At 64.1% G+C, this 25,671-nt stretch carries 23 protein-coding genes and 1 pseudogene; 15 read left to right on the top strand and 9 right to left on the bottom strand.

The features are described from left to right. Positions 1–55: 55 nt before the first annotated feature. The 5 genes from H7J73_RS26390 to H7J73_RS26370 are packed head-to-tail and all read left to right on the top strand — an operon-like array spanning position 56 to position 6,774. Positions 56–1,186, top strand: coding sequence for a VOC family protein (locus tag H7J73_RS26390; protein WP_264070732.1), 1,131 nt, complete (start codon positions 56–58; stop codon positions 1,184–1,186). Then, entirely contained in the window at positions 1,183–2,121 is a 939-nt protein-coding gene (locus tag H7J73_RS26385; RefSeq protein ID WP_264070731.1) for a fumarylacetoacetate hydrolase family protein, read from the top strand. Before H7J73_RS26390 ends, H7J73_RS26385 begins: the two co-directional genes overlap by 4 nt. After that, positions 2,118–4,007: an acyl-CoA synthetase gene (locus H7J73_RS26380; protein ID WP_264070730.1), complete on the top strand. Its 1,890-nt coding sequence runs from the start codon at positions 2,118–2,120 to the stop codon at positions 4,005–4,007. The genes H7J73_RS26385 and H7J73_RS26380 overlap by 4 nt, the downstream gene beginning before the upstream one ends. Positions 4,008–4,026: 19 nt before the next feature. Beyond that, complete coding sequence (mhpA, locus tag H7J73_RS26375) at positions 4,027–5,565, top strand: bifunctional 3-(3-hydroxy-phenyl)propionate/3-hydroxycinnamic acid hydroxylase MhpA (RefSeq protein ID WP_264070729.1); 1,539 nt, start codon at positions 4,027–4,029, stop codon at positions 5,563–5,565. Between the two features lie 12 nt (positions 5,566–5,577). After that, positions 5,578–6,774 (top strand): cytochrome P450, encoded by a 1,197-nt coding sequence (locus H7J73_RS26370; protein WP_264070728.1) that lies wholly within the window; start codon positions 5,578–5,580, stop codon positions 6,772–6,774. Between the two features lie 92 nt (positions 6,775–6,866). Here the strand turns inward: H7J73_RS26370 and H7J73_RS26365 are convergent, their stop codons facing one another. Next, positions 6,867–7,571, bottom strand: coding sequence for an SDR family NAD(P)-dependent oxidoreductase (locus H7J73_RS26365; RefSeq protein ID WP_264070727.1), 705 nt, complete (start codon positions 7,569–7,571; stop codon positions 6,867–6,869). A 79-nt stretch (positions 7,572–7,650) separates the two neighbouring features. Between H7J73_RS26365 and H7J73_RS26360 the strand changes: the two genes are divergently transcribed. After that, on the top strand, positions 7,651–8,205 hold the full coding sequence (locus H7J73_RS26360) for a MarR family winged helix-turn-helix transcriptional regulator (protein WP_264070726.1): 555 nt from the start codon (positions 7,651–7,653) through the stop codon (positions 8,203–8,205). Positions 8,206–8,228: 23 nt separating this feature from the next. Here the strand turns inward: H7J73_RS26360 and H7J73_RS26355 are convergent, their stop codons facing one another. Together H7J73_RS26355 and H7J73_RS26350 are read right to left on the bottom strand one after the other, a co-directional pair. After that, positions 8,229–9,032 carry an SDR family NAD(P)-dependent oxidoreductase gene (locus H7J73_RS26355; RefSeq protein ID WP_264070725.1) on the bottom strand — a complete coding sequence of 268 codons (804 nt, stop codon included), beginning with the start codon at positions 9,030–9,032 and terminating at the stop codon, positions 8,229–8,231. Continuing rightward, the gene (locus H7J73_RS26350; RefSeq protein ID WP_264070724.1) at positions 9,025–9,780 is read right to left on the bottom strand and encodes an IclR family transcriptional regulator; all 756 of its coding nucleotides are present in this window, start codon (positions 9,778–9,780) and stop codon (positions 9,025–9,027) included. The genes H7J73_RS26355 and H7J73_RS26350 overlap by 8 nt, the downstream gene beginning before the upstream one ends. Before the next feature lie 295 nt (positions 9,781–10,075). Here H7J73_RS26350 and H7J73_RS26345 point away from each other — a divergent pair, with 295 nt between their 5' ends. From H7J73_RS26345 to H7J73_RS26330, 4 genes are read left to right on the top strand one after another with little or no spacing between them, the layout of a single operon-like run. Then, the gene (locus tag H7J73_RS26345; RefSeq protein ID WP_264070723.1) at positions 10,076–10,867 is read left to right on the top strand and encodes an SDR family NAD(P)-dependent oxidoreductase; all 792 of its coding nucleotides are present in this window, start codon (positions 10,076–10,078) and stop codon (positions 10,865–10,867) included. Beyond that, positions 10,864–11,250, top strand: coding sequence for a Rid family hydrolase (locus tag H7J73_RS26340; protein ID WP_264070722.1), 387 nt, complete (start codon positions 10,864–10,866; stop codon positions 11,248–11,250). The genes H7J73_RS26345 and H7J73_RS26340 overlap by 4 nt, the downstream gene beginning before the upstream one ends. Positions 11,251–11,253: 3 nt before the next feature. Continuing rightward, the gene (locus tag H7J73_RS26335; RefSeq protein ID WP_264070721.1) at positions 11,254–12,411 is read left to right on the top strand and encodes an enolase C-terminal domain-like protein; all 1,158 of its coding nucleotides are present in this window, start codon (positions 11,254–11,256) and stop codon (positions 12,409–12,411) included. Between the two features lie 15 nt (positions 12,412–12,426). Further along, entirely contained in the window at positions 12,427–13,293 is an 867-nt protein-coding gene (locus H7J73_RS26330) for an SMP-30/gluconolactonase/LRE family protein (protein WP_264070720.1), read from the top strand. Between the two features lie 189 nt (positions 13,294–13,482). Here H7J73_RS26330 and H7J73_RS26325 read toward each other — a convergent pair whose 3' ends face one another. From H7J73_RS26325 to H7J73_RS26315, 3 genes are all read right to left on the bottom strand, one after another. Further along, a complete protein-coding gene (locus H7J73_RS26325; RefSeq protein WP_264070719.1) occupies positions 13,483–14,265 on the bottom strand; it encodes a gamma-glutamyl-gamma-aminobutyrate hydrolase family protein in 783 nt (260 codons plus the stop codon). A gap of 164 nt (positions 14,266–14,429) precedes the next feature. Next, a complete protein-coding gene (locus H7J73_RS26320; RefSeq protein ID WP_264070718.1) occupies positions 14,430–15,860 on the bottom strand; it encodes a glutamine synthetase family protein in 1,431 nt (476 codons plus the stop codon). 107 nt (positions 15,861–15,967) lie between these two features. Then, positions 15,968–17,353, bottom strand: coding sequence for an APC family permease (locus tag H7J73_RS26315; RefSeq protein WP_264070717.1), 1,386 nt, complete (start codon positions 17,351–17,353; stop codon positions 15,968–15,970). Positions 17,354–17,703: 350 nt separating this feature from the next. On the opposite strand from H7J73_RS26315, the gene H7J73_RS26310 reads away from it, so the two are divergent. From H7J73_RS26310 to H7J73_RS26295, 4 genes and pseudogenes are all read left to right on the top strand, one after another. Then, positions 17,704–18,774, top strand: coding sequence for a zinc-binding dehydrogenase (locus H7J73_RS26310; protein WP_264070716.1), 1,071 nt, complete (start codon positions 17,704–17,706; stop codon positions 18,772–18,774). A gap of 47 nt (positions 18,775–18,821) precedes the next feature. Next, complete coding sequence (locus tag H7J73_RS26305; RefSeq protein WP_264070715.1) at positions 18,822–20,813, top strand: alpha-ketoacid dehydrogenase subunit alpha/beta; 1,992 nt, start codon at positions 18,822–18,824, stop codon at positions 20,811–20,813. A gap of 117 nt (positions 20,814–20,930) precedes the next feature. Beyond that, positions 20,931–22,364, top strand: coding sequence for a 2-oxo acid dehydrogenase subunit E2 (locus tag H7J73_RS26300; RefSeq protein ID WP_264070714.1), 1,434 nt, complete (start codon positions 20,931–20,933; stop codon positions 22,362–22,364). 114 nt (positions 22,365–22,478) lie between these two features. Then, positions 22,479–22,814 (top strand): annotated as a pseudogene (locus tag H7J73_RS26295) (IS256 family transposase); the annotation flags it as partial. On the opposite strand, the gene H7J73_RS26290 reads toward H7J73_RS26295, so the two are convergent. Then, positions 22,809–23,249 carry a nuclear transport factor 2 family protein gene (locus tag H7J73_RS26290; protein ID WP_264070713.1) on the bottom strand — a complete coding sequence of 147 codons (441 nt, stop codon included), beginning with the start codon at positions 23,247–23,249 and terminating at the stop codon, positions 22,809–22,811. The pseudogene H7J73_RS26295 and the gene H7J73_RS26290 sit on opposite strands and share 6 nt — an antisense overlap. Positions 23,250–23,281: 32 nt before the next feature. Further along, positions 23,282–23,608 (bottom strand): SDR family oxidoreductase, encoded by a 327-nt coding sequence (locus tag H7J73_RS26285; RefSeq protein ID WP_264070712.1) that lies wholly within the window; start codon positions 23,606–23,608, stop codon positions 23,282–23,284. Between the two features lie 287 nt (positions 23,609–23,895). Here H7J73_RS26285 and H7J73_RS26280 point away from each other — a divergent pair, with 287 nt between their 5' ends. Next, complete coding sequence (locus H7J73_RS26280; RefSeq protein WP_264070711.1) at positions 23,896–24,801, top strand: AraC family transcriptional regulator; 906 nt, start codon at positions 23,896–23,898, stop codon at positions 24,799–24,801. A gap of 156 nt (positions 24,802–24,957) precedes the next feature. On the opposite strand, the gene H7J73_RS26275 is transcribed toward H7J73_RS26280, so the two are convergent. Next, positions 24,958–25,215, bottom strand: coding sequence for a DUF3297 family protein (locus H7J73_RS26275; protein ID WP_264070710.1), 258 nt, complete (start codon positions 25,213–25,215; stop codon positions 24,958–24,960). Positions 25,216–25,671 lie beyond the last annotated feature (456 nt).

The following is a 25,671-nucleotide window of genomic DNA, read 5'->3' as shown; positions in this document are numbered from 1 at the left end:
TTGACTGTCGCCCGGCCAGTATGTGACGATTTCGTCAGTCGAGGAGTGATACTTCATGAGCGAGACAATCGGCGCCCACAGCGGGCTGCACAGCGAGCACGGCGGACATCGCGGCGAGCATCCGGGACGGTCGAGCAATCCGGTGATCAAGGTGCAGGACCTGGCCTGGTTGATGTTCCAGAAGCCGGACCTGGTGCGTGCCGAGGCGTTTGCGCAGGCCTTCGGCTTCAGCACGGTTCTGCGCAACGACACAGAGTTGCACCTGCGGGGAACGGACCCTGGCACGCCCTGCGTGCTCATTCGCCGCGGACCCGACACCAGGTTCCGCGGTATGGCGTTCACGGCGCACGATGACGGCGATCTGCAGCGACTCGCGTCAGCTACCGGCGGCACCATCGTGTCACTGCCTGAATCGATCGGCGGACGCAGCGTCAACCTCGTTGACCCCAGCGGCTTTCCGGTCGAGGTGGTCACGGGCACCTATGACCTGCCGGCTCTTTCGCCGCAGATGGCCCACACCTTCAACTTCGGCCACGACCTACGCCGCGTCAACGCCACCCAACGCCCACCCCGGGCACCGGCACAGGTCCAGCGGCTCGGCCATGTCGTGTTGCAGAGCACCAAGTACCTCAAAGCGCTTAACTGGTACCTCGACACTCTCGGGCTGATCGTCAGCGACTTTCAGTTCTTCCCCGGCCAGCGCGCTCGTGGACCGGCCATGAGCTTCATTCGCTGCGACCGCGGCGCCACCCCCGCCGACCACCACACACTCGCGATGGCGCTGGGTCCGTCGAACCGCTATGTCCACTCGGCGTACCAGGTGTGCGACCTAGACGCACTGGCCGCCGGTGGCGCGTACCTCGCCGGCCTCGGCTACTCCCGGTCATGGGGTATCGGCCGCCATATCCAGGGCAGCCAGCTTTTCGACTACTGGCGTGACCCCGACGGCTTCCTCGTCGAACACTTCGCAGACGGCGACATGTTCGACAGCACAATGGAACCTGGCTGGTCGCCGTTCTCCGCATCCGGCCTGGCCCAATGGGGACCGCCCGTTACCAAGGACTTCCTCGGGACCAGCCCCCGGTTGATTCGCCATGAAGCGCGGTCGATGCTCAGCGCGCTTCGCCACGACAACGAGTTCGACATCGCCCGCCTCATCGGCCTACTGAAAGTTGCCAATTCATGACCCTCGCCGTCTTGCGCACCGACAATGCCTGGTGGGTCCAAACACCCACCGGCGCAGCCCAAATCGCCACCACTGCAACCACCACGGCTGAGCTGTTGGCTGATCGTGCTGCCATCGATGCAGCCGCCCACAACAGTGAGACGGTTCCCACCGCGGGACTTGAGCTGTTGTCACCGGTCACCCGGCCGTGCCGGGTGGTGGCGCAGATGACGAACTACGCCTCCCATGTCAAGGACTCCGGGATGGATCCCGCGACCATCCCGTTGACTTTCTTCCGCAAGTCCTCCAGCTCGATCACCGGCCCCTTCCAGGACATCGTCAAACCCGACCATGTCCGTTTCCTCGACTACGAAGTCGAGATCGGCCTGGTGGTGGGGACCGAAATCCCGGTCGGCACAATCATTTCCGAATCGAACTGGACCGATTTCATCGCCGGTGTGGTAATCACCAACGACGTCTCCGCCCGCGATATCCAATTGCCACAGACCCAGTTCTACGAGGCCAAGTCCTACCCGACGTTCACTCCGGTCGGGCCCGCCCTGGTGCTGCTCTCCGCCGAGGAGTTCCAGCGCTTCGGCGACCTTCGACTCACGCTGCGTGTCAATGGCGAGCTGCGCCAGGACATGCTCGTTGACGGTGACATGATCTACCCGCCGGTACAGGCATTGCAGTCTCTGGCCCGGTTTCAAGATCTCAGCCCGGGTGACCTGATCATGACCGGCACGCCGGCAGGCACCGCGCTGGTTGCCCCACCCAAGCCGATCGAGATCATCGGTTCGCTGCTGCCGCCTGCGCTGAAATGGAAGGCCTTCTTCAAGCGGCAAGCCGGCAACCCCAAATACCTCAAGAACGGCGACGTCATCGAAGCGAGCGTCGCCACCGACGACGGTGAACTCGACTTGGCCACCCAGCACAACACGGTCCGATTCGGATGACCGACGTCGATGCGCTGTGGCCGCGCTACCGCGGCCCCGACGATCTCAGCGCCATCGAGGCGCTACCCCTGTCCGACCGGGGACTACCCAGTACGACCTATGCACTGCTCACCCGCGCCGCCGAGCTCTGGCCCGACCAGCCGGCACTCTCGGTCCTACCCGACGGGCAACGGTGGCAGCACCCGGCAGTGCACACCTTTTCTGACCTGCTGGCCGACGTTCACCGAACTGCCAACCTGTTGCGCAGCCTAGGTGTGGGCCGGACCTCGGCGGTCGCACTGATCTCGCCGAACTGCGATGAGCTGATCACCGCAACCCTGGCGGCTCAACTCGTCGGCATCGCCGCCCCGATCAACGGTGCCCTCTCCGCCGGACACGTTGCCGAACTCGTCGGCCGGTCCGGGGCCCGAGTACTGATCAGCGGGTCGCCCGACCTCGATCCAGCCGGCTGGACCATCGCCCAGCATCTGGTTGCCATCGGCGCCGTCGACACCGTGCTGATACTGCAGGCGACCGGCACCGTGGCTGCCGCCCCGGCACCGGAACTGGCCGGTGCTGCCGTGCACAACCTCACCGAACTGGCTCGAACCTATGACGGCACCGCTTTCACCGGCGAGCCGCCCGCGGCCACTGATCTCGCCGCGCTGTTCCACACCGGCGGAACCACCGGCACGCCGAAACTTGCCGCCCATACGCACAGAAACGAGGTGACCGACGCCTGGATGATCGCGTCCAACACCGAATTGGGCTCGGACTCGGTGGTTTTCGCGGCCCTACCGCTGTTTCACGTCAACGCTCTGGTCGTCACCACGTTGGCACCGCTACTGCGGGGCCAGCACGTCGTATGGGCGGGGCCGCTTGGCTACCGCGACCCCGGGCTCTACGGCGCTTTCTGGAAGATCGTCGAACACTACGGGGTTTCGGCGATGAGCGCCGTACCCACGGTGTACGCCGTGCTCGCACAATGTCCGATCGACGCCGACATCTCAAGCATGCGAGTCGCATTGGTCGGCGCCTCAGCACTGCCCGCAGCCGTACGCAAGGACTTCGAGTCCCATACCGGGATCACCCTGGTCGAGGGATATGGCCTGACGGAGGCGACGTGCGCCAGCGCGCGCAGCTTCCCGGACCACCCACGCCCAGGGTCAGTCGGCCAACGGATGCCCTACCAGCAAATCAAGACCGTGCGCATCGACGACACCGGTCGCTGGCACGATCTGCCCCGCCACACCGTGGGCAACCTCGCCATCAGTGGACCCACGGTATTCCCAGGCTATGTAACCGAACGGACCACCGACCGGTTCGTTCTCGACGGCTTGGGGGTGCTCGTCGACGGTTGGCTCGACACCGGTGACCTCGCCTGGATCGACGACGACGGCTTCGTTCATCTCACCGGGCGTGCCAAAGATCTCATTATCCGTGGCGGCCACAACATCGATCCGACCGTCATCGAGGACGCGCTGCTCGCTCACCCCGGCGTCACCGCCGCCGCGGCCGTCGGTCGGCCCGATATCCACGCCGGCGAAGTCCCCGTCGCCTACGTGACCCTGCGCCCTGGTGCCGGCTGCACAGGTGAAGAGCTGCACGCCTGGGTGGCCGACAAGGTCAGCGAGCGCGCCTCCGCGCCCAAATCCGTCACCGTGGTCGACACACTCCCGGTCACCGCCATCGGAAAGCCTTACAAGCTGCCGTTGCGCGCCGACGCCACCCGTAACGCCGTCGTCGAGGCGCTGTCCGGGCTGTCCGGAGTCGAGGCCGTCGATGCCGGCACCGAGGGCGGCTCCACCGTCGTGACCGTCACGGTCAATGAGCGGGCCGACCGGGAGGCGGTCGAATCGACTCTGAGCCGCTATCCACTGACATACCGCGTCCAATGCCCCCGATGACCACTGCGGCATCGGCGCGATGAACACACCGGAAGCCGCAGTTCGGCAGGTGCCGGTGGTGATCGTCGGCGCCGGCCCGACCGGTGTCACCGCAGCCACTCTGTTGGCCCAGTACGGCGTCGACTGCCTGGTCCTGGACCGCTGGGACGGCGTGTACCCGCAACCGCGGGCTGTCCACATGGATGACGAAGTCTGCCGAATTGTGGCGCGGCTGGGCGTATCCGACGAATTCGAGGCCATCTCGCGACCGGCGCTGGGGCTGCGGTTGCTCGATCGGGAGCGTCGCGTGCTCGCCCAGTTCGGGCGTGATCCGGCGGCGAGCAAACACGGCTTCCCCCAGGCCAACATGTTCGACCAACCGGAGTTCGAGGCGGTGCTGCGCGCCAATCTCGCCCGGTACCCGCGGGTCGAGGTGCGCGGCAAGTCCGACGTCAGCGCGGTCACGTCCGTCGGCCCCGACGCGGTCCTCGTCACTTTCACCGACCGGGACACCGCAGCGGAACACAGCGTCCTCGCCACCTACGTGCTGGGCTGCGACGGCGCCAACAGCGTGGTGCGCACCGCCATCGGCTCGACCATGAAGGATCTGAAGTTCGAGCAACGCTGGATGGTCGCCGACGTCGTCACCACCACTGACCTGAACCAGTGGGACGGCGTGCACCAGGTGTGCGACCCCAGCCGTGCCGCGACGTATATGCGCATCGGCCCCAGCCGCTATCGGTGGGAATTTCAGTTGTTGCCCGGCGAACAGGCCAGCGCATACGCCACAGTGCCGGCGTTGCGCACCTTGATCGACCCCTGGGTAGGGGGCGCGAGTGATGCCGACCTGGAACTAGTCCGCCTCGCCGAGTACACCTTTCGCGCGCAGCTGGCCGATCGGTGGCGCAATCGGCGGATCTTCCTACTTGGCGACGCCGCCCACCTCACCCCGCCATTCATCGGTCAAGGCATGGGTGCTGGGTTGCGCGATGCGATGAACCTGTCGTGGAAGCTGGCCGCCGTGCTCGCCGGTGAGCTACCCGGCGACATCCTGGACAGCTACGAACAGGAACGAAAACCGCACACTCGCGCCATGATTGGCATGGCGTTGGCAGTGGGGTGGGCGATGACCGCCGGCGGCGGCACCGGCGACATCGTTCGCCGCGTGCTGGCGCCTCGGCTTCGCCTCATTCCGGGTATGCGCAACCGGCTGGTCAACAGCAGCACTCCGGCACTGCGGAGATCGACGATGGTGTCGGCGTCACGGCGGCCATGGCGACTTGAGGGAACGCTGTGCCCCAACCCAGCGCTGCCCGACGGCCGACGCGTTGACGCCGCGCTCGGCCAGTGCTTTGCCGTTATCACCACCAAACCCCTTAGCGTCGAACAACTTCGGGAGGTGCGGAGCAAAGGTGCTGCCGTCGTTGTCGCCGAGCCCCGGACGGCGCTCGCCCGCTGGCTGCGGCGAGGCGGTGTCCGCGGCGCCATCGTCCGGCCCGACCGCACCGTCATGCACGCAGGGCGAAATATCGCCGCGCTCTGCCACCGGGTGCCGTCGATGCGGATGGCCGACCTATGAGACAGGACCGAAATGAGTAAGTTCCAGTTCCGATCGGGTGTGCCCGTGTACCAGCCCGACATCTACTCCACTGACGCCATCCTCGACCCCTACCCGCATTACCACCAGCTACGCGAGCTGGGCGAGGTCGTGTGGTTGCCCCGTCACCGGGTATACGCGCTGCCCCGTTACGCCCAATGTAAGTCAGCGCTGCGCGACGATACGACCTTCATCTCGGGAAACGGCGTCGCCATCAGTCCGATCACCAACCGCCTCTCCCACGGCACGACCCTCAACAGTGACGGTGACATCCACGACGCGCGCCGAAAACTGTTGGCGCATCGCCTACTTCCGCGCGCACTTCGCTCCATCAGCGACACCGTCGACGAACTGGCGGCCAAGGTCGTCGACGACGCAGTCACCAGAGGACAGATCGACGCGGTCACCGACGTCGCATCGGCGTTGCCGTTGGCCGTCGTCCCGGATCTCGTCGGGTGGCCGACCCACCAACGTGAGCACCTCCTCGACTGGGCAGGTGCCACGTTCGACATTCTGGGCCCGCTCAACCGCCAGGCCGTCACAGCAATACCCGCCACCGTCCAGATGCTGCGATTCACTCGTCGGGTTGTCAAACAGCGCAACGTCATCGACGGCAGTATGGCCCACGAGCTACTGCTTGCCGCCGACGAAGGCAAGCTGGGCCACGGTGAACTTCCGGCACTGATGGTCGACTACATCGCACCGTCGCTCGACACCACCATCGGTGCGATCTCCAATGCGCTCTACCTCTTCGGCACCCATCCCGAGCAGTGGGAAATCCTCAGAGCCGATCCCCGACTGATCACCAACGCTGTCAACGAGGTGCTGCGTTTCGAATCCCCGTTACGGGCGTTCGCGCGAGAGACGCGATGCGCCACGCATATCGGCGACACAGCACTTTCCGCCGGATCCCGAGTTCTGGTGATGTACGGGTCCGCCAACCGCGATGAGCGCGAGTGGGAACGTCCGGAGCTCTTCGATATTCGCCGCGATTCCGGCCGCCATCTCGGCTTTGGCCACGGCACTCACGCCTGCGCCGGTCAGGGACTAGCCCGGATGGAGACCTCGGCAATGCTGCGCACACTCCTCGAGCGTGTCGAACGCATCGATCTGCTGAGCCCACCCACCTGGGCCGTGAACAACATCATCCGTCGCCCAGAAGCGCTGCCCATCAGGCTCATTCCCGCCTAGGAGGATGTCGGGAAGATCGTCCTCAGGACGGTCTGCACGCCGATGCCCACTATCGAGCGCAGCGCTCCGGCCGAATTCGACCTGCGAGTGGCCTAACGAGTAGTCCATTCTCCTCCGTTGACGGCGATGGCTTGACCGGTGATCTGACGCGCACCGGGCGATGCAAGAAACCGGACGGTCGCCGCGATATCAGCGGGAGTCCCGGGCCGCTTGGTCATCGCCGCATCGACCAGGGAATCCTTGCGGTCGTCGGTGAGTTTGTCCCGGAAGAATTCCGTGTTGGCCACATAGCCTGCGGAGACGACATTGGCGGTGATGCCGCGATCGCCGATCTGCCGAGCCAGGTCGACGTTCCAGGATGCAACGGCCGCCTTCGCCGCCCCATAGGAACCGGCCCCCTTGTCTGCTGCGATGGAGCCTATGGTGATCACGGCTGAGCCCCTTGGCATTTGCGGCAGCAGCGCGGTCGTCATGAGCACCGCGGTCATCAAGTTGCTTTCCACATTCTGACGCCATGCCTCGGCGAGTTCACCCAGGTCACGTGGCTCATTCCTCTCGAAATCGGTATTTCCGCCCGCGTTGTTGACCAACACGTCGATGGCACCGATCTGCTTCGCCGCGGTTGCCACCTGTCCGGGATTTGTTCCGTCCAGAGGGATAGCGCGGACCGATCCCTTCATCTCCTGCGCCGCCCGCTGCAGAATGTCCTCACGACGGCCCGTGATGATGACATCGCAACCCTCTTGGGCAAATTGGGCGGCGACCTCCCGGCCAATCCCCGTGCCGCCACCGGTCACCACTACAGAGCGCATACGTCTACCTCCTGCTATCTTCAAGCCTATCGTTTAGGCCTAAACAAGACTATCAGGAGGGCGAATGGACGCAACGTCAAGCGATCCCATTGATGCGATCGCCACCGCGTGGAAGCGCGAATTGCCCAATATTCCAGTAGATTCCATCGGAATCGTGACCCGGATATGGCACATCGCCAAGCTCCTCGGCGACGATCGGACGCGCCTGCTACGCGAGCATCACGCCGATACGGCCACCCTTGACCTGTTGTCTACGCTGCGCCGTCAAGGAGAGCCCTACCGCATGACCACCCGCGATCTAGCCGCAGCCTCACTGATCACCGCTGGGGCTATCACGCAACGCGTGGATCGAGCCGAGGCCCAAGGCCTGGTAACACGCGCCACCCGCCGAAACGCGCGCACCGTCGACATCGAACTCACCCCGCTCGGGCGGACGACAGTCGATAACCTGGTCGCCGCTGTACTCACTCGTGAAAGCGAACTGCTCGCGGGCCTGCCACAGCATCAGCAAGATCAACTCGAAAGCACACTGAGACCGCTCCTCGACCACCTCTCAACAGTTCTGGAGGCCGGGCGGCGCCCCAGTCACGTCGGACACCCTCACGCGCCGAATAAGTAGGCCCCAGCGCCGAACGGGGACCGCTATTTTGCGCGTACTGCCGCTGGATCTTCTGACGGAAGCATGAGAACTGAGGACATGGCGCCATCGACGGTGAGCGTTGTTCCAGACACGTACGAGGCTTCCGGTGAGATCAGGAACGCGATCGCCGCTGCGATCTCGTCTGTTTCCCCCAGGCGGTTGAGGGGCGCGTGGCGTTCCAGGCGACGGCGGGCGGCGTCGGGGTCGCTGGCCGATTCGAAGGAGGCTTGGAGCGCCGGTGTTGAGATCGCCCCGGGCGCGACGGCGACTGCTCGGATTCCTTGCGGCCCATAGGTAACCGCGATATTGCGAATGAGGGCCTCAATAGCAGCTTTGGTCATTTCGTAGACGCCGGAGCCGGCCGCGGCGTGTCGGCCGTGCACCGACGAGGTGACCAGGATTACGCCAGGTGACCGGTTTGATTCCCAGGTGCGCAGTGCTTCTATTGCGCCCCATAGCATTCCCAGTTGGTTGATGTCGACGAGACGGCGGACGTCAGTTTCGCAGATTGTGGCTAGGTCGTGGTTGGCGGCGATGCCGGCCACCCCGATCCACGCACCCAGCGGGGCCATCTGTCCAGCGGCCGCACACGCCTTCGCGTGGGTATCTCGTTGCGCGACATCACCATCCACTGCCACCGCGCGCCGACCGGTGGACGTTAGCTCGGCGACGAGTTCAGCCAACGCGGTCTCGTTGGTATCCACACAGGCCAATGCCCAACCTTCTGCAGCCAACCGGCGGGCGGTTGCCAGCCCGATTCCCGACGCAGCACCGGTGACGACGGCGCTGCGCCGCGCGTTATCCATTGCGGCGTGCTCCTCGGTTGCTCGTCACATCCAGGAGGGTGGCGAGGTAGTGGTCGAAATTGGCTTTGAGTCGCTCAGTCGGCGCCAGGATCGCCAATGCGAAGTCAGTTCCGTCGTGATCGAGGCACGCAGCAACACAGGTCAGTCCCGAAGAGAATTCCTCGTCGTCCATGGCCCAGCCCGTGTCACGCGCGCGCTGCAGTGCTTCTTCAAGCTTGGCGCGTCTCGTAATGGTGTGTTCGGTGAACTTCTTCAGAAGTATGTCTTGGAGCACGCGCTTGCGCTTGTCCTCGTCAGCTCGCGCAAGCAGAATCTTGCCCGCGGCCCTGGCGTGCAGTGCGCCGCGCTGTCCGACCTGGATATCAGCTACGCGGATCGTGTGGTCGCCGGCCTCCTGCGCGACGAGCTCGACATCGTCCCCTGACCACGCGGACAGTGAACACGTCTCACCGGTCGCATCTTTGAGCCGCCGCAGGCGGCGAAGGACTGCATCGGGCGGAGAGAACTGCCGCTTATATCCGTCGATAAGTGCGGGAATGGCTCGGCCTAGCCGGTACCGCTGGCTCGAATTCTGCTCCACATATCCGGTTTGGCGCAGAGTGTGCAGCAGATGGTAGGCGGTCTGAGTAGACACCCCGACGCGGCGACTGAGCTCGGCAGCGGTCAGCTCGCCATCACTGTTGGCGACCTCCGACAGCACTGAAAGCCCTCGTGCCAACGATTGAATCCGGTATTCGCCCTCAGCCACGGCTACCCTTTCCGCCACATCATTTTGCGCGAACACTAACAGTGTGATGGCAGCGCTCGTTTCACACCGATCGACGATGCGATGCCGAGCATCGTTATTTGATGTCTTGCATCATAGTACTACGCATCGCTAGGCTTTGGAACAGTTCGGGCGCACGCACAACGCCTCAACGCCTCAACGGCGAGGCTGATCGCGGAGGATGGTGGTCACCTCGAAGTCACACAGGCCGTCACGTAGTCATCGGTGAGCGTCCTTGCGGCCTTGGCAATCTCAGAGACGGTGAAAGCGAGTGATGATGACTTTCGATCTAGGCAGCGGAACTGTGTTGGTCACAGGCGGCGCGAGCGGAATCGGCTTGGCCACTGTCGAACTGCTGCTCGACGGCGGCGCCGACCGCTGCGCGATCATCGACCTGAATCCCGACCCACAGATAATTGCTCAACTCACCGAGCGGTTCGGAGATGCGCGTGTGGTGGCACTGGCCTGCAACGTCTCTGATCAGGATGAAGTCCACTCCACAGTGGCCAGTGTGGCCGAGACGGGTGAGATCGCCGGCCTCGTGAACTGCGCCGGGACCCTGCTCGCCAAACCCAGCTTGGAGCTGACGTTGTCGGATTTGCACCGACTGTTCGATGTCCACGTGGCAGGTTCGCTTTTCACCGCGCAAGCCGCGGCTCGGTCGTGGATCGCTTCCTCCACACCGGGAGTGATCGTCAACGTCAGTTCGGTGGCATCGACGTTCGGCTGGCCGGGCCGCCTGCCCTACCCGATTGCCAAAGCCGGCATCGAAGCGTTGACCCGAACCCTGGCCGTGGAATGGGCTCGATGGGGAATTCGCGTCAACGCGGTCGCTCCCGGCTCCGTGGATTCACCCCTGATGGCCGAGGGGAGACGCCCCGCCGGAGTGAAGCCGCTCGCTGAGGTGGCCGATCGTCACGCATTGGGCCGCGTCGCCAGCGCGTCGGAGATCGCGGCCGTCATCGCCTTTCTTCTTTCCACCCAATCATCGTTCGTGACAGGCACAGTCGTGCCCGTCGACGGTGGCTTCAACATCACCAAGGATTCAGCAAAGGAGTTGGCACAGTGAAACGAGTCGAAGCCAAAGCACCGTGGGTCGCGGAATGGGCATACTCACGCGCGACCAGGATCGGCCCGCTGATCGAGGTCGGTGGCACCACCGCCGGCAAACCAGACGGCACCATCGAAGGCGTAGGTGACCTGTACGCGCAAACCGCATATGCGCTGTCGGTGATCCTGGCTGCAGTAGAGGAACTCGGCGGCACCAAAGCAGATATCCTGCGCACACGGGTCTTTGTCCGCAACATCGCCGACTGGCGTGAAGCCGGCCGGGCCCACGCCGAATTGTTCGGCGAACAGCTTCCCACCAGTTCGTGTGTCGGTGGCCTCGAGTTCCTTCACCCGGACCTGCTTGTCGAGGTCGAAGCCACCGCCTACGTCCAGGACCGCTAGCACGTGACCGGCGACCAGCCGCACCGCGAGTACGCACCGCCGGGCCAAGCCCAGGACGGCGGAATCCTCGACTTCCGGGTGACCGGTACACGCGTAGACGAGCTGCGCTTCACGATGGATCCGCCCCTTCGGCTGGCGGGCCGATCGGTTCCGACGCGTGACTACGTCGTCGTTCAAGTGACCGTCGAGTCCGGGGTCACGGGCACCGCCTATGTTCTGACCCGGGGCCAGCCGATCCGTGTCGCGGCAGAAGCCTTGGCGCAAGACATCATCGGAGCTCGTCTTGGCTCTCTGTTCACCTCCGATCTGCGCGGCCGAGGCACATCGGCTGCCGCCCGAGCACAGGCCGTCGTCGACAACTGCGCGTGGGATCTGGTCGGGTTGCTCCGCGAAATCCCGACCTGGCAGGTGCTCGGTGACCTGCCCCGGGTTCAGCCCGCACTTCTGGTGGCCGGCTACCGCCGCCACGGTGAAAGCAGCGATGACATGGCCCGCCGACTCATCGCATGGCGAGATCAGGGCTTTGGATCTGTGAAGATCGCAGCGAACCTCGACGATGACGAGACAACCAAGGTTCTTGCCGCGATCCGCGATCTGGTATCCATCGACGAGTTCGAGATCGTGCTCGATCTGGGCTTTGCCGGACGCGACGTGGCCAGGATTGTCGACGCGGCCCGCCAGTGGGCTCAGTACGGTGTGACCTGGCTAGAGGACCCGCTACCGGCCGCCGCGGCGGTCGACACAGCCGCGATACGGACGTCGTCAGGCTTACCGATCGCCGCGGGCGATGAGGCCTCACCCGACGAGCTCGCAGCGCTGCTGCAGACCTCAGCAGTAGATGTCCTGCGCGCCGACACGACGACCGTGGGCGGGCTCAGTGGGCTCACCGAGATCCTCGCGGTCTCCAAAGTGCCAGTCTCACTGCATATCTACCCAGAGATTCACCGGCACGCGGCAGTGACCATGACCGGACACAGTCCCGTCGAGACATTTGCACCCGGCGACGATTTCGATTTCGTCGATCGGTTCATCGGCTACCAAGAGCCCCCCATCGTCGATGGGCGGTTCGCAGCTCCGAGCACTCCGGGGTTGGGGCTGGCTTATCGTCCGGACGCAGTGTCTTCCAACATCATTCATTCGACCATCTGCACCGCGACATAGACAGGATCACACTGCGTGTACGACGTACTGGGGGAAGGCTTCAGCTTCACCGAGGCACCCCGCTGGCATGACGGCGCTCTCTGGTTCTCAGACTTCTTCAAGCACACCGTCTACCGTTGGGATGGATCGGTATTTCACCCTGTGTGCCATGTCCCGGGCCGGCCCTCCGGTCTCGGGTTCTCCCCCGCTGGCGAGCTGATGGTCGTGTCGATGGTCGACCGCAAGCTCCTGCGCCTGCATGACGGGTCCCTTGAAGTGCTGGCCGAACTGTCCGAGCACTGCCCTGGCCTGGCCAACGACATGTGGGTGGACGCGGTTGGGCGCGCGTACATCGGCAACGACGGCCTGACCCGGCCACTGCAGTCCACCGTTCTGCTGCGGCGCGATCCTGATGGCAGCGTGGTCGTCGCCGCCGACGATCTGGTGGTACCCAATGGCATCATCATCACCCCCGACGGCACTGAGTTGTTTGTGGCCGAATCGTTCGCCGGGCGGGTCAGCGCCTACGAGGTCCGCAAGGACGGCTCGTTGACCAACCGGCGATCATGGGTCAACTTAGCCCCGCCCCGGCCGTTCACATCGCTGGCAGAAGCACGCCAGCACAGCCTGTTGATCCCAGACGGGATCACCCTCGATGCGCACCGCAACCTCTGGATAGCCGATGCCGCAGGATCGGGAGTGTGGTGCTTCGCTGAGGGCGGCAGGGTTGTCGATCATCTCGACACCGGGCCTTACACCGCGTATTCGGCAGTTCTGGGCGGATCCGACGGTAAGACGCTATTCGTCACCGCCGGCCCCCCACTCGACGACATCAAAGAGGATGGCACCGAACAAGCCGTCATCCTCGCCGCCCAGGTCAACGTACCCGCCGCGCATTTCTAGGATCCGGATCCAGCGGGCGCCTCGCGAAGCGGTGCGTGGCGCCACACTCGGGCCGTCCTGGCGACTCGATAATCGAAACCGCTGCGCTCGGCTCCTTCGAAGAGGAGACCGGCGCAGGTCCTTTGATCTTTCGAGAACCGACGTCGCGCTTGCGGCGTCGGCAGCGCACCCAACTCGGCTCAGCTCAGCTCAGCTCCGAGAGCCGACGCCGGTGTTCAGCTGCCTCTGGTGGTACTCGTGCGCTGCATGGACCAGCCACGGGAACACCGGGTCGAGATCGATGTGCCACTCGGGATGCCATTGCACGCCCAGGACAGGAAGGCCGGGGCGTTCGATCGACTCGATGGATCCATCGCTGGTTCGTCCGGCGGGGACTACGCCAGGGCCGCATTCTTTGACGGCCTGGTGGTGGAGCGAATTCGTGCGGGTTTCTGGACCGTAGATCGATTCGGCCAGCGAACCGGTGGTGAAACGGACGATGTGATTGGCGTGGCCTGAGGTTGGCGGCGCTTCTTCGGCCGCGTGGATGATCGCGTCGATGGGTACATCTTCGACCAGTGTTCCCCCCAGGGCGACGTTGAGGACCTGGTTTCCTCTGCAGATACCGAGGACGGGCAGTCCTCGGTCCACAGCCGCACGGACGAGGGCGATTTCGTAGATATCGCGTTCGCGGTCATGGACATTGGCGTCGCGGCGGGGGTCGGATTCCTCGGTGACGACGCTGGGGTCCCCACCCCACAAATCGGGGTGAACGTCTTGCCCGCCGGTGATCAGCAGTCCATCGAGACGATCGATGACTCCTGAATCGGCTGACTCGAATGGGAGCAAGACCGGGATCCCGCCGGCTTGATGGACGCGGCGCCCGTTGTCTGACCAGTAGACATCGAGGTGCAGATCGCTGAAACGCGGGTGGTAACTGGCAACGGCGCCTGCCGCGAGCCTGCGGCCGGTGATTCCGACGAGCGGCTTCATTATTGCACTCCTGTTCGGTCTAAATTCGTTGCAGCCCTGCAAGTCTGATGTGTAGCGGGGCGGCTAGGGCGAGGCATGATGCGGTCGAATGTGAAGCTCACGCGGAACGAAACAGGAATCCAGCGTTGCTGCATCTCTATTCTCAACTCGCGCAAGGAGCCTCGTTAAGTGACTTCCAGGTACCGTGCCAGCTCCCAATCGGGGACGGATCGGTCGCGAAGGGCTTCATAGGCGGTGGCCTCCGAGACGCGGGACGCCGCGTAGTGATCCACGAAATCGCTTCCGTACCATTGCCGCCCCAGTGTCGAACCGTGCAGTGCCGCCGCCGCGTCCCGCAGCGTCGCCGGAAAAAGCTGAGCGCGGGTGTCGGCGTAGGCGGCGCCGGCAGATGGTTCCGGCGGTTCGATGCGGTTGGCGATGCCGTGCAGTCCGCCATCGAGGCTGGCTGCAATCGACAGGTAGGGATGGAAATCGGCACCGCCACGGCGGTGCTCCAGCCGTGTCGATGACCGGGAATCGGTGATCACCCGCAGGCATGCCGCCCGGTTGTCGATGCCCCAGCTGATGTTGGTGGGCGCGAAGAACTTCGGGTCCAGGCGGCGGTAGGAGTTGACGAACGGGCACTGAAAGACCGACAATTCGGCCGCGGTGGCGACTACGCCGCCGACATAGTGGCGGAACGTCTCCGACATGCCGGTGCTGACGCCGTCGTCGGGGCAGAACGCATTGCGGCCTTCGCGCAGCAGGCTCTGGTGGAGGTGCGCACCGACGCCTTCCTGCTGCATATCGGGTTTGGCGACGAAGCTGGCCAGCATCCCATTGCGGCGCGCCACGTCTTTGCAGATCTGTTTAAAGCGTGCAGCGTTGTCCGCTGCCTGGAGCGGCGGGACCGGCGACAGGGCTGCTTCGAGCATCCCGTATCCGAGTTCGGTTGAGAAGGACTCTATTTCGATACCCAAGGTGGCCACAGCCGCGTCGAGATCTTCAATGAACTTGGCATGGTCTGGCCAACGGTGCACGCTCAACGTCTGCCTCGTGTGCCCGACCGGCACCAGACGCGTGGGGCACTGTTCGCGCAGAGCGATGTGGGCGGCGTCATCGAGTTGGTAGAGGTAGAACTCCAGCTCGACGCCGATCAGTGCATCAAATCCCGCCTTCGCGAGGCGGTGACAGGTGCGCCGCAGCGCCGATCGCCCATCGAATTCGACCGGCTCTCCGGTCTTTGTCCGCACATCGCAGATAACCACAGCGACAGCGTCTTCGTGAGGTGCACGACGTAGCGTGGACCAATCCGGGATAGCGAAGAAATCCGGGTAGCCGTGGTCGGCGCTGGCGATCGGGACATCGTAGGCGCCCTCATCGACGCTGAGAGCGTAGAAGAACTCCGGTAGCCCGATACCTCCGCTGGACAGAGCCTTTTCGATGTTGACGTATTTTCCGCGCAAGCGCCCGTCGGTATCGATGAATTCAACCCGCACCCGCCGGGTGTTCCATTGTTCGAGCTTCGCCGCGGCTTCGTCGACCGAAGGCTCGCATTTCACTGAGGCGGTTCCATTCTGACTGAAGGCGAACGTAGTACTGGTGTCAGTGGACATGGGGAACTTCTTTCCTATCGTAGCTGGCCATGACAGAAATGCCGGCGGGGTCGGCTGACGTACAGGCGAGGGCCATCAACCGGTGATGCGGCGACGCGCTCGTCGCGTTATGACGCATGGGGACGGTTCAGCGTGGGGTCTGGCGCGGTCGTAAGCGCCTGGTTGTCAGTGAGTTCGGGGCGTCGGCTTGCAATGACCCAGCCGAGGACGGCGACGACGACGTAGATCAGTGGCGACCAGGTGACCACGGCTGAGGTGGATCCGGTGAGTCCGGCGAAATTGCTCAGCACGATGACCAGGAAGACGACGAGCGCGATCGCTGCGACCAGTGGTGAAAGTCCAGTCGTCCAGTACCGGTGATCATGGGCACGCCGAAAGTACATGAAAATAGCGATGGCACACATGATTTCAAGGGCGAAGATGGCGACCGACCCCAGCACCCCGAGGATGGCGGCGACCTGAAGATACGGATCGAACTGGGCGAGCCGGCACAGGATGAGAATGGCCGAAAGCAGGACCGCCAGGGTCAATCCGGCGTTGGCCGGCGAGCCGTGCTTGGGGTGGACGCGGGCGAGGCGTCGGGCCGGCATCAAGGCGCGTGCCATGTTGAGGGTGTATTGCGCGGTGGTGTTGAACACGACGATCAGCGTGGCAAACAGGCTGGTCAACAAGACCACCTCGAAGACGAGACCCATCCAGGACCCGAGGTTGGCGCTGGCCACCATCGGCACGAGTTGGCCTGAATCCGATCCCTGAGCGATGGTGATGGCTTTGTCGACACCCAGGCCGGCCAGGACGACCCACGCGCCGACGGCAAAGACGGTGAACAAGATGATGACGCCGATCATGGTGGCGCGGCCGATGGTCTTCTCCGGATTGCGGACGTGGTTGGTGAACACCGCGGTCACTTCGAACCCGACGAAACACAGAAAAGCCAACGCGAGGGCGAACCCGGGCGATCCGCTGAAGATATGCACCGGGGAGAAGCTCTCCAGAGGAAAGGCGCCGGGCCCGCGACGCAGGAACACAGCGATGGCCAGCGCCCCGAGGATGACGAATTCGACGGTGAGGAAGCATGCCGTGATCAGGGCGCTTTCCTTGACACCGAAGAACATCAGCACGGCGGCGATAGCGATGAAGACGACGGCCCATAGTGCCCAGTCGAGGTCGAGATGGAAGTGCGTGCGGAAGAACGTGCTGGCGAAGTACGACAGCAGTGCGGCGACAAACACCGTGATCACAGCGTAGGCGGTGGTGGCGACGAAGCCTGCGGCTGTGCCGGCCCGGGCGCCCAATCCGGCACGGATGAACCCGAAGAATCCCCCGGCGGCCGGAAGTGCCTGGGCGATCGCGGCGTAGCCGAACGCGAAAATGACCAGAACCACGCCGATCAAGACGAATGCGCCGGGTGTTCCGACGCCGTTTCCGACGCCCAGCATGAGCGGGACAGTGCCCACCACCACTCCGACCGGAGAGGCCATGGCTACAACCATGAGGGCCAGAGTCATGGTGCCCATCAGCTTGCGGGGCGGGGCTGTGTCTTGTGTTTGAGAGTCGGTGAACATTGGCGTTCCTCACCTGGTAGCGGCCACCACGAACGATATCCCGGCGGTGTGAGCACGCACACTATCACTGCCTCACGATTCGATGGAATACATAAAATAGCGATACATAGTCGCGGCCGGTTCCCCCATCCCGCTTCGCCATCCGCGCCAGCCTACGGTTTTCTATATATCGCTATTTTACGTGTTACATCTCATGCTGATGTAGTGCTATGGTGCCTATCTACCAGCGATTTGTGAGCTGCGCCTACGCAGTCACGTAAGGATGGGAAGCCCTCGAAATGCCTACTGAAGCTCAGGTAGCCGTCCTGCGAGCCGGCACCTCCGATCTCGTGATCGAGACGGTCGATCTACCCGAACCGGGCCCTGGGCAGATCCTCGTGCGCAATCTGGGGGCGGGGGTCTGCCACAGCCAACTGCACGAGATCCACGCCGCGCGCCAGCAGACCTTCTTGCTCGGACACGAGGCGTGCGGCATCGTCGAGGCTGTCGGTCCCGGCGTCACCGCCGTCGCCCCGGCAGACCGTGTGTCGGTGTCCTGGGTGCCGCGCCCAGGTGAGGGCACCCCTTGGCGCGCCGGAATCACCCTGCGCAATGGCGAGTACGCCAGCACCGACGAGATGGTGTTCACCTGGGCCACACACAGTCTGATCGACCAGCGCTATGTGGTCGTCATCCCTGACGCCGTGGCCAGCGACGCCGCTGCCGTGTTGGGGTGCGCCGTCTTGACCGGCGCTTCGGCCGTCGCCCGTACCGCCCGCGTCCGGGCAGGCACCAGTGTGGTCGTGTGGGGTGCCGGCGGGGTCGGACTCTCGGCGATCGCCGCGGCCCGCCGCGCGCACGCGGCACTCATCGTCGCGGTCGACGTCTCAGCAGACAAACTCGAACTCGCGCGGGCATTCGGCGCCACCCACACCGTCGATGCGTCGTCTGCTGAGCCCCTTCACTCATTGCGGGAGATTACTGCCCAACCCGACGGTTCGACCGGCGCGGACTACGTATTCGACTGCGTGGCGACACAATCCACCCTCGATACCGCGTTGTCGACAGTGCGTCGCGGTGTTCTCGGCCGTTCGCGCGGCGGGCAGCTGGTGATCGTCGGGGTCCCCGCGCCCGGTGTCGGTGTCTCCGCTCGCGACCTACTCATCGGGCAGAAGACCGCGACCGCCAGCCTCGGTGTCCCGGACGACATCGCCACGGTCATCCCAGAACTTGCGCGCTGGTGCGCCGACGGCGACATCGACCTGAACGCTCTGGTGACCGATCGCTACGACCTGCCCGAGATCAACCGCGCCATCGACGATCTCGCCCACGGCCGCGTCCGGGGCCGCGCCATTTTGACCTTTACCTAGCCACCTGCTGACCACAGCGTCGTCGCCTCAACGAACCAGGAGTTCACGTGAGCACCCCGCACTTCACCCCCGCTGCCGCCTACCGTCAGATGGCCACCATCCGCCGGTTCGAGGAACAGATCCTCGACCTGGGTCGCGACGGCGTCATCGCCGGCTCGATTCACCTGTGCCTGGGCCAAGAAGCCATCCCCGTCGGAACGCTGGCTGCCCTGCGCGACCAGGACCGCGTGCTCTCGACCTACCGCGGGCATGGCTGGGCGCTGGCCTGCGGCACCGACCCCGAAGCACTCATGGCCGAAATCGCCCAGCGCGGCACCGGCGTCAACGGCGGCCGTGCCGGCTCGCCCCTGCTCAGCGACCCCGACAATGGCTTCCTCGGCGAAAACTCCATCGTCGGCGCCGGTGTCCCCATCGCCGGCGGCGTCGCACTGGCCGCCCAGTACCTGGGTACTAACCGGGTGGTGGTCACCTCCGTCGGCGACGGCGCCATGAACCAGGGCGCCACCACCGAAGGAATGATCTTCGCCGCGTCACGCAACCTGCCCGTCATCTTCCTGTGCGAGAACAACGGCTGGGCCGAGATGACAGCCATCTCGGGTATCAACCGTGTCGCCGATCTCGCCGAACGCTCCCAAGGCCTGGGCATCGAAAGCCACGTCGTCGACGGCAACGACCCGTTTGCCGTTCGCGATGCCGTGGCCGACGCTGCCGAGAAATGTCGAGCCGGTAACGGACCGGTGCTGTTGGAATGCAAGACCGCGCGGCTATCTGGGCACTACAACAAGGACATTCAGCACTACCGCTCGCAAGAGGATGCCGACGCCGCCCGATCCGCAGACCCGCTGCCGCGACTGATTCTGCGCGCCCTCGCCGACGGCACGCTGACGGAGGACCAGATCGACGATATCGACGAGCAGGTGTACACCCTGATCGATGAGATCGCCGCACGGGTGCGCACCGCACCCGACCCCGCCGTCGCCGATGTGTACACCCACGTCATAGCCCCCGACCTCAGCAGTGACTACAGACCGACCAGTCCTGTCGAACCTGCCAAGGACCTGACCTATCTGCGCGCGATCAACCTCGCGCTGCGCACCGAAATGGACAATCGTCCTGAGGTCGCCATCTGGGGAGAAGACGTCGGATTCGCCGGTGGCATCTTCGGCGTCACCCGCGGCCTGCACAAAGACTATGGCGATCGCCGAATCTTCGACACCCCCATCGCGGAGGCCGGGATTCTCGGCGCAGCCGTCGGTGCAGCGATCGAGGGCCTGCGGCCTGTCGTCGAAATCATGTGGGCCGACTTCCTTTTCGTCGCACTCGATCAGATAATCAATCAGGCGGCCAACGTCCGCTACGTGAGCCGATCCCGGCTTAGCGCGCCCCTGGTGGTCCGTATGCAACAAGGCGTCACACCCGGCTCCTGCGCTCAACACTCACAGAGCATCGAAGCCATCCTCGCCCACATCCCGGGCATCAAAGTCGGCCTGCCAGCCACCGCCCAAGACGCCTACGCAATGACCCGCGCCGCCGTCGCCGACCCCGATCCGACCATACTCATCGAACATCGCAGCCTCTACCAAGAAGCTGGCCCCGTCACCGTCGGCGGCCTGGTCGAGCTCGCCGCCGGAGCGCGCATCCACCGCAATGGAGCCGACGTGGCGATCATCACCTGGGGGTCCATGGTCCACGAAGCCCTCACCGCAGCAGATCTTCTGGCGCACAACGATATCCGTGCATCCGTTCTCGATCTGCGCTGGCTGCGCCCCCTCGATGAAGCGGCCATCGCCGAGGTGGTTCGCGCCGCCGGCGGACGCGTCGTGGTCGCTCACGAGGCCAATCTCACCGCCGGGTTCGGCGCCGAAATCGCCGCCCACATCACCGAACGGCACTTCGACCTCCTATCCGCTCCGGTCACCCGGGTCGGACTCAACGACCTGCGCATGCCCTCAGCACCCGTGCTGCAGGCCGCTGTCTTGCCCCGCGCCGCCGACATCGTCGCCGCCGCAAACAAACTGGCAGAACCAAGCCTCATCTAGCCCAAACACCGTCCGGCCCGCGCGGCGAATGTGCATACCCATCGCAGTTACCGCGTCACCCGTCCACGCCGCCACTGCCGGCCCTCGCTGGGCCCACCGATCACGAGGAACACACTCATGCCGTTTGTAGTGACCTTGCCCGACCTCGGCGAAAGCGTCAGCGAAGCCACCATCAGTCGATGGCTGTGCTTTCCCGGCGACCAGGTGCAGGAGGGAGACCCACTGCTCGAAGTGTCCACCGACAAAGTGGACACCGAAGTCAGCGCTCCCGCATCAGGGCGACTGAGCGAAGTGCTGGCCGAGGAAGGCCAGGTGCTGCTCATCGGGGCGAAGGTGGCTGTCATCGACCAAAGCGTCGCCGCGCCCGAGGCTACCACTCCCATACCGCCAGCTTCAGCTCCTGAAGTGACGCACACGATAGCCGAACCTGATGGCGGACAATCCAATAACGGCACCGTCGACAGGCCCTACGTCACCCCCCTCGTCCGCCGACTGGCGAGCGAGCACGGTGTTGACCTCTCCGGCATCCAAGGCAGCGGCATCGGCAACCGCATCCGCAAGGCCGACATCCTGGCCGCAGCGGCGGCATCCCAACCGGCTCGCGACCGCGCCCCGCAAATACAACCGGGCGACCCTCTGACGGCCACGAATCTCTACCTCAGCACCCTGGTCAGCCTGCGTATCCGCGAGCGGGGGTTGGACACTGAACACCTGCGCGGGACAGGCCACCGCGGCCGTATTCGACTGGTGGACCTACCCACCACTGCACTCTCGGCGCCCGGCCGAACGCCACGAGCGGACCGCACCGAAAAGCTCACCCGTTTGCGCACCGTCATCGCCACCCGAATGGTGGAATCTCTGCGCACATCAGCACAATTGACCACCGTCATCGAAGCCGACGTCACCGCCATCAACGAGTTGCGAAAGCAATACGGATCGGCGTTCTTGGACGCTCATGGAATTAAACTCTCCTTCACCCAGTTCTTCTTGCGCGCAGCCATCGACACCCTCGCAGAATTCCCTGCGCTCAACGCCTCTATCGCGGCCGACGGCGAAACCGTCACCTATCACGGCTCCATCCATCTCAACGTCGCCGTGGACACCGACCGCGGCTTGTTGGCACCGGTGATCCGGGACGCGAGCACGCTCAATATTGCTCAGATCGGCGCTGCAACAGTGTCTCTGGCTGATCGCGCACGGACAGGCAAGCTCAGTCCCGACGACCAAGCCGCAGGCACCTTCACCGTCACAAACACCGGATCCAGGGGAGCCCTCTTCGATACCCCCATCATCAATCAACCCCAGGTCGCCATCCTCGGCACCGGTGCAGTCGTGGCGCGGGCCACGGTAGGCACCAACGAGGATGGCACTCAAACCATCGAAATTCGCGACATGGCGTACTTCGCCCTCACCTACGACCACCGACTCATCGACGGAGCCGACGCAGCACGATTTCTCACCACGTTGAAGCGCAGACTCGAACGGGCTGAGTTTGGTGACGAAGTCGCACAAACACTGACCGTGGACAGTCCAGTACCCAGCACTTGTTAACGGCGTTGTCGGGATCCTGTTGCCGCTGCGGAGGTTTCAGATGTGTGCGGCACGGCCCCGCAGCTCAGATCGACAGGACAATGGGTAGCTGCTGGCTGTACCGGCCGGGCCAACAACAGCGAACTCCATCAACGTCGCTCCGTCCCCGTGGTGACAGCCGCCGGCGCGGTGGCGGCCAAAGCGCCGCCGGTCAACGACCGCCGGGTTGACCCCGATACCGTTGAGCGGCAGTGGTTTTGTTCGGCGATCTTGCCGCCGTGGGCACGCAAGTCTCCGCAGATGACCGAGGTACCCCCCTTGCTGTACCTGCATAGGTTGTCGACCAGCGATTTCGGACCTGCGTTTCAGCAGTTCCTGGGCTCGGGTGCCGGTCTGTCGGCGATGACGATCACCCAGCCCACGGCGCAGTGGCACGACGAGGCCAAGTCCTACAGACGCAAGCGATTAGCTTGCGGGCCATCCGAGTGCATTGAATACGGCGATAGGGTTGAGGTAATCGCGCCAGTACACGACCTCCCGGTCGCGCAGGGTGATCACCGAAATGAAGCGGTTGGCGTAGGGGCGGTTTCCATCGACGGTATGGCCTTCGGAGGCATATTCGAGGACGGCGACACCCTTGGCCGGGTCGTGGTAGACGGCCAGATCGAAGCAGCGGTCGAGTTGGATCGCGGTCCCGTACGGGCGGTAGAGCTCGGCGAGAGCCTGTCGACCCTCGATACGTGACGGATATCCGGGCACGGTGATCACGTACTCGGTGACCACGTCCTCGGCCATCAGGTCGAAGAAATGCCCCGGATCGACAAGACCCTGCAATCCTTGCTCAATGATTCCGAAGAACGGGTCGAGAGCGGCGAAGTCTTGCAGGTTCGCAATAGAAGTTGTCATCGTTTACATTCCTTACTTTGGTTGGGGTGGAACTACTTCCACGCGAGTGCGGCCCGTGCCGCGAAGTCGGTAAAGCTGAGCGGTGGCCGTCCGGTGACGGTCAGCACGTCGTCGTTGGGCACGACGATCGCGCCGTTGCTGGGCATCAGGAAGGTCTCGCTGAAGTTCTGCATGAACCACCCCGGCCGGATGGTCGAGTGAGTCAGCGCCGAGCAGGACAGCAGGTCGAGTTCGACGGCGCGGAGCGCGAACTCGGCTGGGGCGTGTTGCATGCCGTAGGCGCTGAGATAAGTCACGTGGCCGATCCCGGCACGCTCGGCCTGGTCGAGGAAGTCGGAGACGATCCCCGCGTAGTCCATCCGCATGACCGGTGCGACCAGCTAGACAGCTCTGACTGCGTCCAGTGCCGGGGCGTAGGTCGTGGGGTCGTCCCAGTCGAATCGGACGTACTGCCATGCCGCGAAGCGGTTCGGACACTTGTCCCCTGGCGTGACAGTCTGGCCGCCACCCGTGAGCCGGTCTTACCGGTGGCTCCGAGCACCAACACCGGACGTTCGTTGATGTTGTTCATGACTCCATACTCATGGCGTCGGATGAGTGTTTCAATGATCTTGACACTCATTCATTTGTGCAAGACGCTCATTGCGTGGATCTACTCCAAGAGCATCTCGTGCGTGCCCGGGCTTCGGGCGGCGTCTTCGCGCGATCCGTCGCGGCGCCCCCGTGGGGATTGCGGTTACCGGGTGCGATCCAGTTGGCCGTCCACGCTGTCGTCCAAGGTGCCGCGTGGCTCTGGGTCGACGGGATGGGCAGCCCGGTCGAGCTGCGACCAGGCGACCTGGCTCTGGTGCGTGGTGGCCCGGATCATTTCATCGCCCACCAGCCGGGTGCGCCGTGCGTGCTACACGAAGACTTTCGTTCGCTGCGAGAGTCCGCTGAAATCGGCTCATCGGATCGCGTCTCGGTGTTTGTGTGCGGCGCCTATCGCTTCACCGGCGACATCGGGCAGGGCTTGGTCGATGCCCTTCCACCGGTGCTGTCACTGCCCGCAAGCATCGATGAGCCCATCCACGCTGTGGTCGCGCTGCTGTCTCGGGAGATGCTGCACGAGCAGCCAGGAAGGCAGACGGTGCTCGACAGGCTGCTCGACGTGCTGGTCGTATTCGGGCTTCGAGCCGGACTGGGCCGCAGCCCAAACCCACCGGCGTGGTTCCGCGCGGCATCAGATCCCCGTCTGGCACCGGTGCTGCACGCCATCCACGGCGAGCCCGAAAGAACTTGGACTGTCGATGAACTCGCCAAGCTCGCTCATATGTCTCGCGCCACCTTTGCCCGCACCTTCCAGCAAGTACTCGGACAAACACCGATGAAGTACCTCACCGACTGGCGCATGACGCTAGCTCGCGACCTGCTACTCACCTCCGACGCAACCCTGGAACAGATCGCCTCCCACGTGGGCTACGGCTCTGTGTATGCGTTCGCCACCGCGTTCCACCGCCACCACGGCCAGCCACCCCGACGCTGGCAACTCGCCGCATCCGCCCACCGCTGACCTCAACGCATCACCTACCAAGTTGCGGCACGGTCCCACCGGTTGTGTCGCGGATGGACGGATGACAACAATCCACGCCCCCACCACGCTCATCCACAACTCTTGACAATCGCTCCAACCGTTGGAGCAACCGCGCCAGTAACCCGACGGCGTCGGCTAGTTTGCTAGGCGGAAATAAGGTTCAACCGTGCCGCTGAGCTTGACGACCATCGGATTTCCGCGGCGATCCTTGGCGGTAGGGACTTCCACCCGCACCCAACCCTCGGCCACGTTGTATTCGTGCACATTGGTTTTCTCGACGCCATTGAAGCGAATACCCACGTCGCGGCGGAGCGCCTCTTCGCTATAGAAGGCGCTCCGCGGATCGATGGAGAGGTGATTCGGTGGAACGTCTGTGTTCTGATCCTGAGACATGACGGCTTTCGTTAAACGCTGCGTAGGTTCTTGGACTTGATTCTCTAAGAACCTACGCGACCCTGTAGTCGCGGGTTCCGCGTGTGTCTAGGAGGGCCGGGCCTATGAGGTGCTCCTCTCTGCCCGCTTTTCAGCCTCGATCAACCGGTCAAGCTCACCGATGCACCAAACGAATCCAAGATTCGAATCCGGGTTGACCCGGCCGGTGCAGATGCCGACCACGCGGTGGCGTGATCGCACCTGATCCCCCGGGATCTTCGGCGAAGTGCCGGCTCTGCAGGAATGAGGGTGCTCCGGAGTGTCCGCTTCGGGTCCGGGCATCTACGACGAACAGCGGGTGCTCGTCACCCTTGTAGGGGACTGCCCCCAGTTTGGTTGACTCCTGACCTGTGAGGATTCGTCCTTGCTGGAAGGATCAATCTCGTGCCGAAACCGTTTCCTGCCGAGTTCCGAGCC

This window comes from Mycolicibacterium komossense (assembly GCF_025822605.1).
GTDB classification, from domain to species: domain Bacteria; phylum Actinomycetota; class Actinomycetes; order Mycobacteriales; family Mycobacteriaceae; genus Mycobacterium; species Mycobacterium komossense.
The sequence above is the reverse complement of the archived record's forward strand: the minus strand, read 5'-3'. Positions and strand labels throughout refer to the sequence as shown.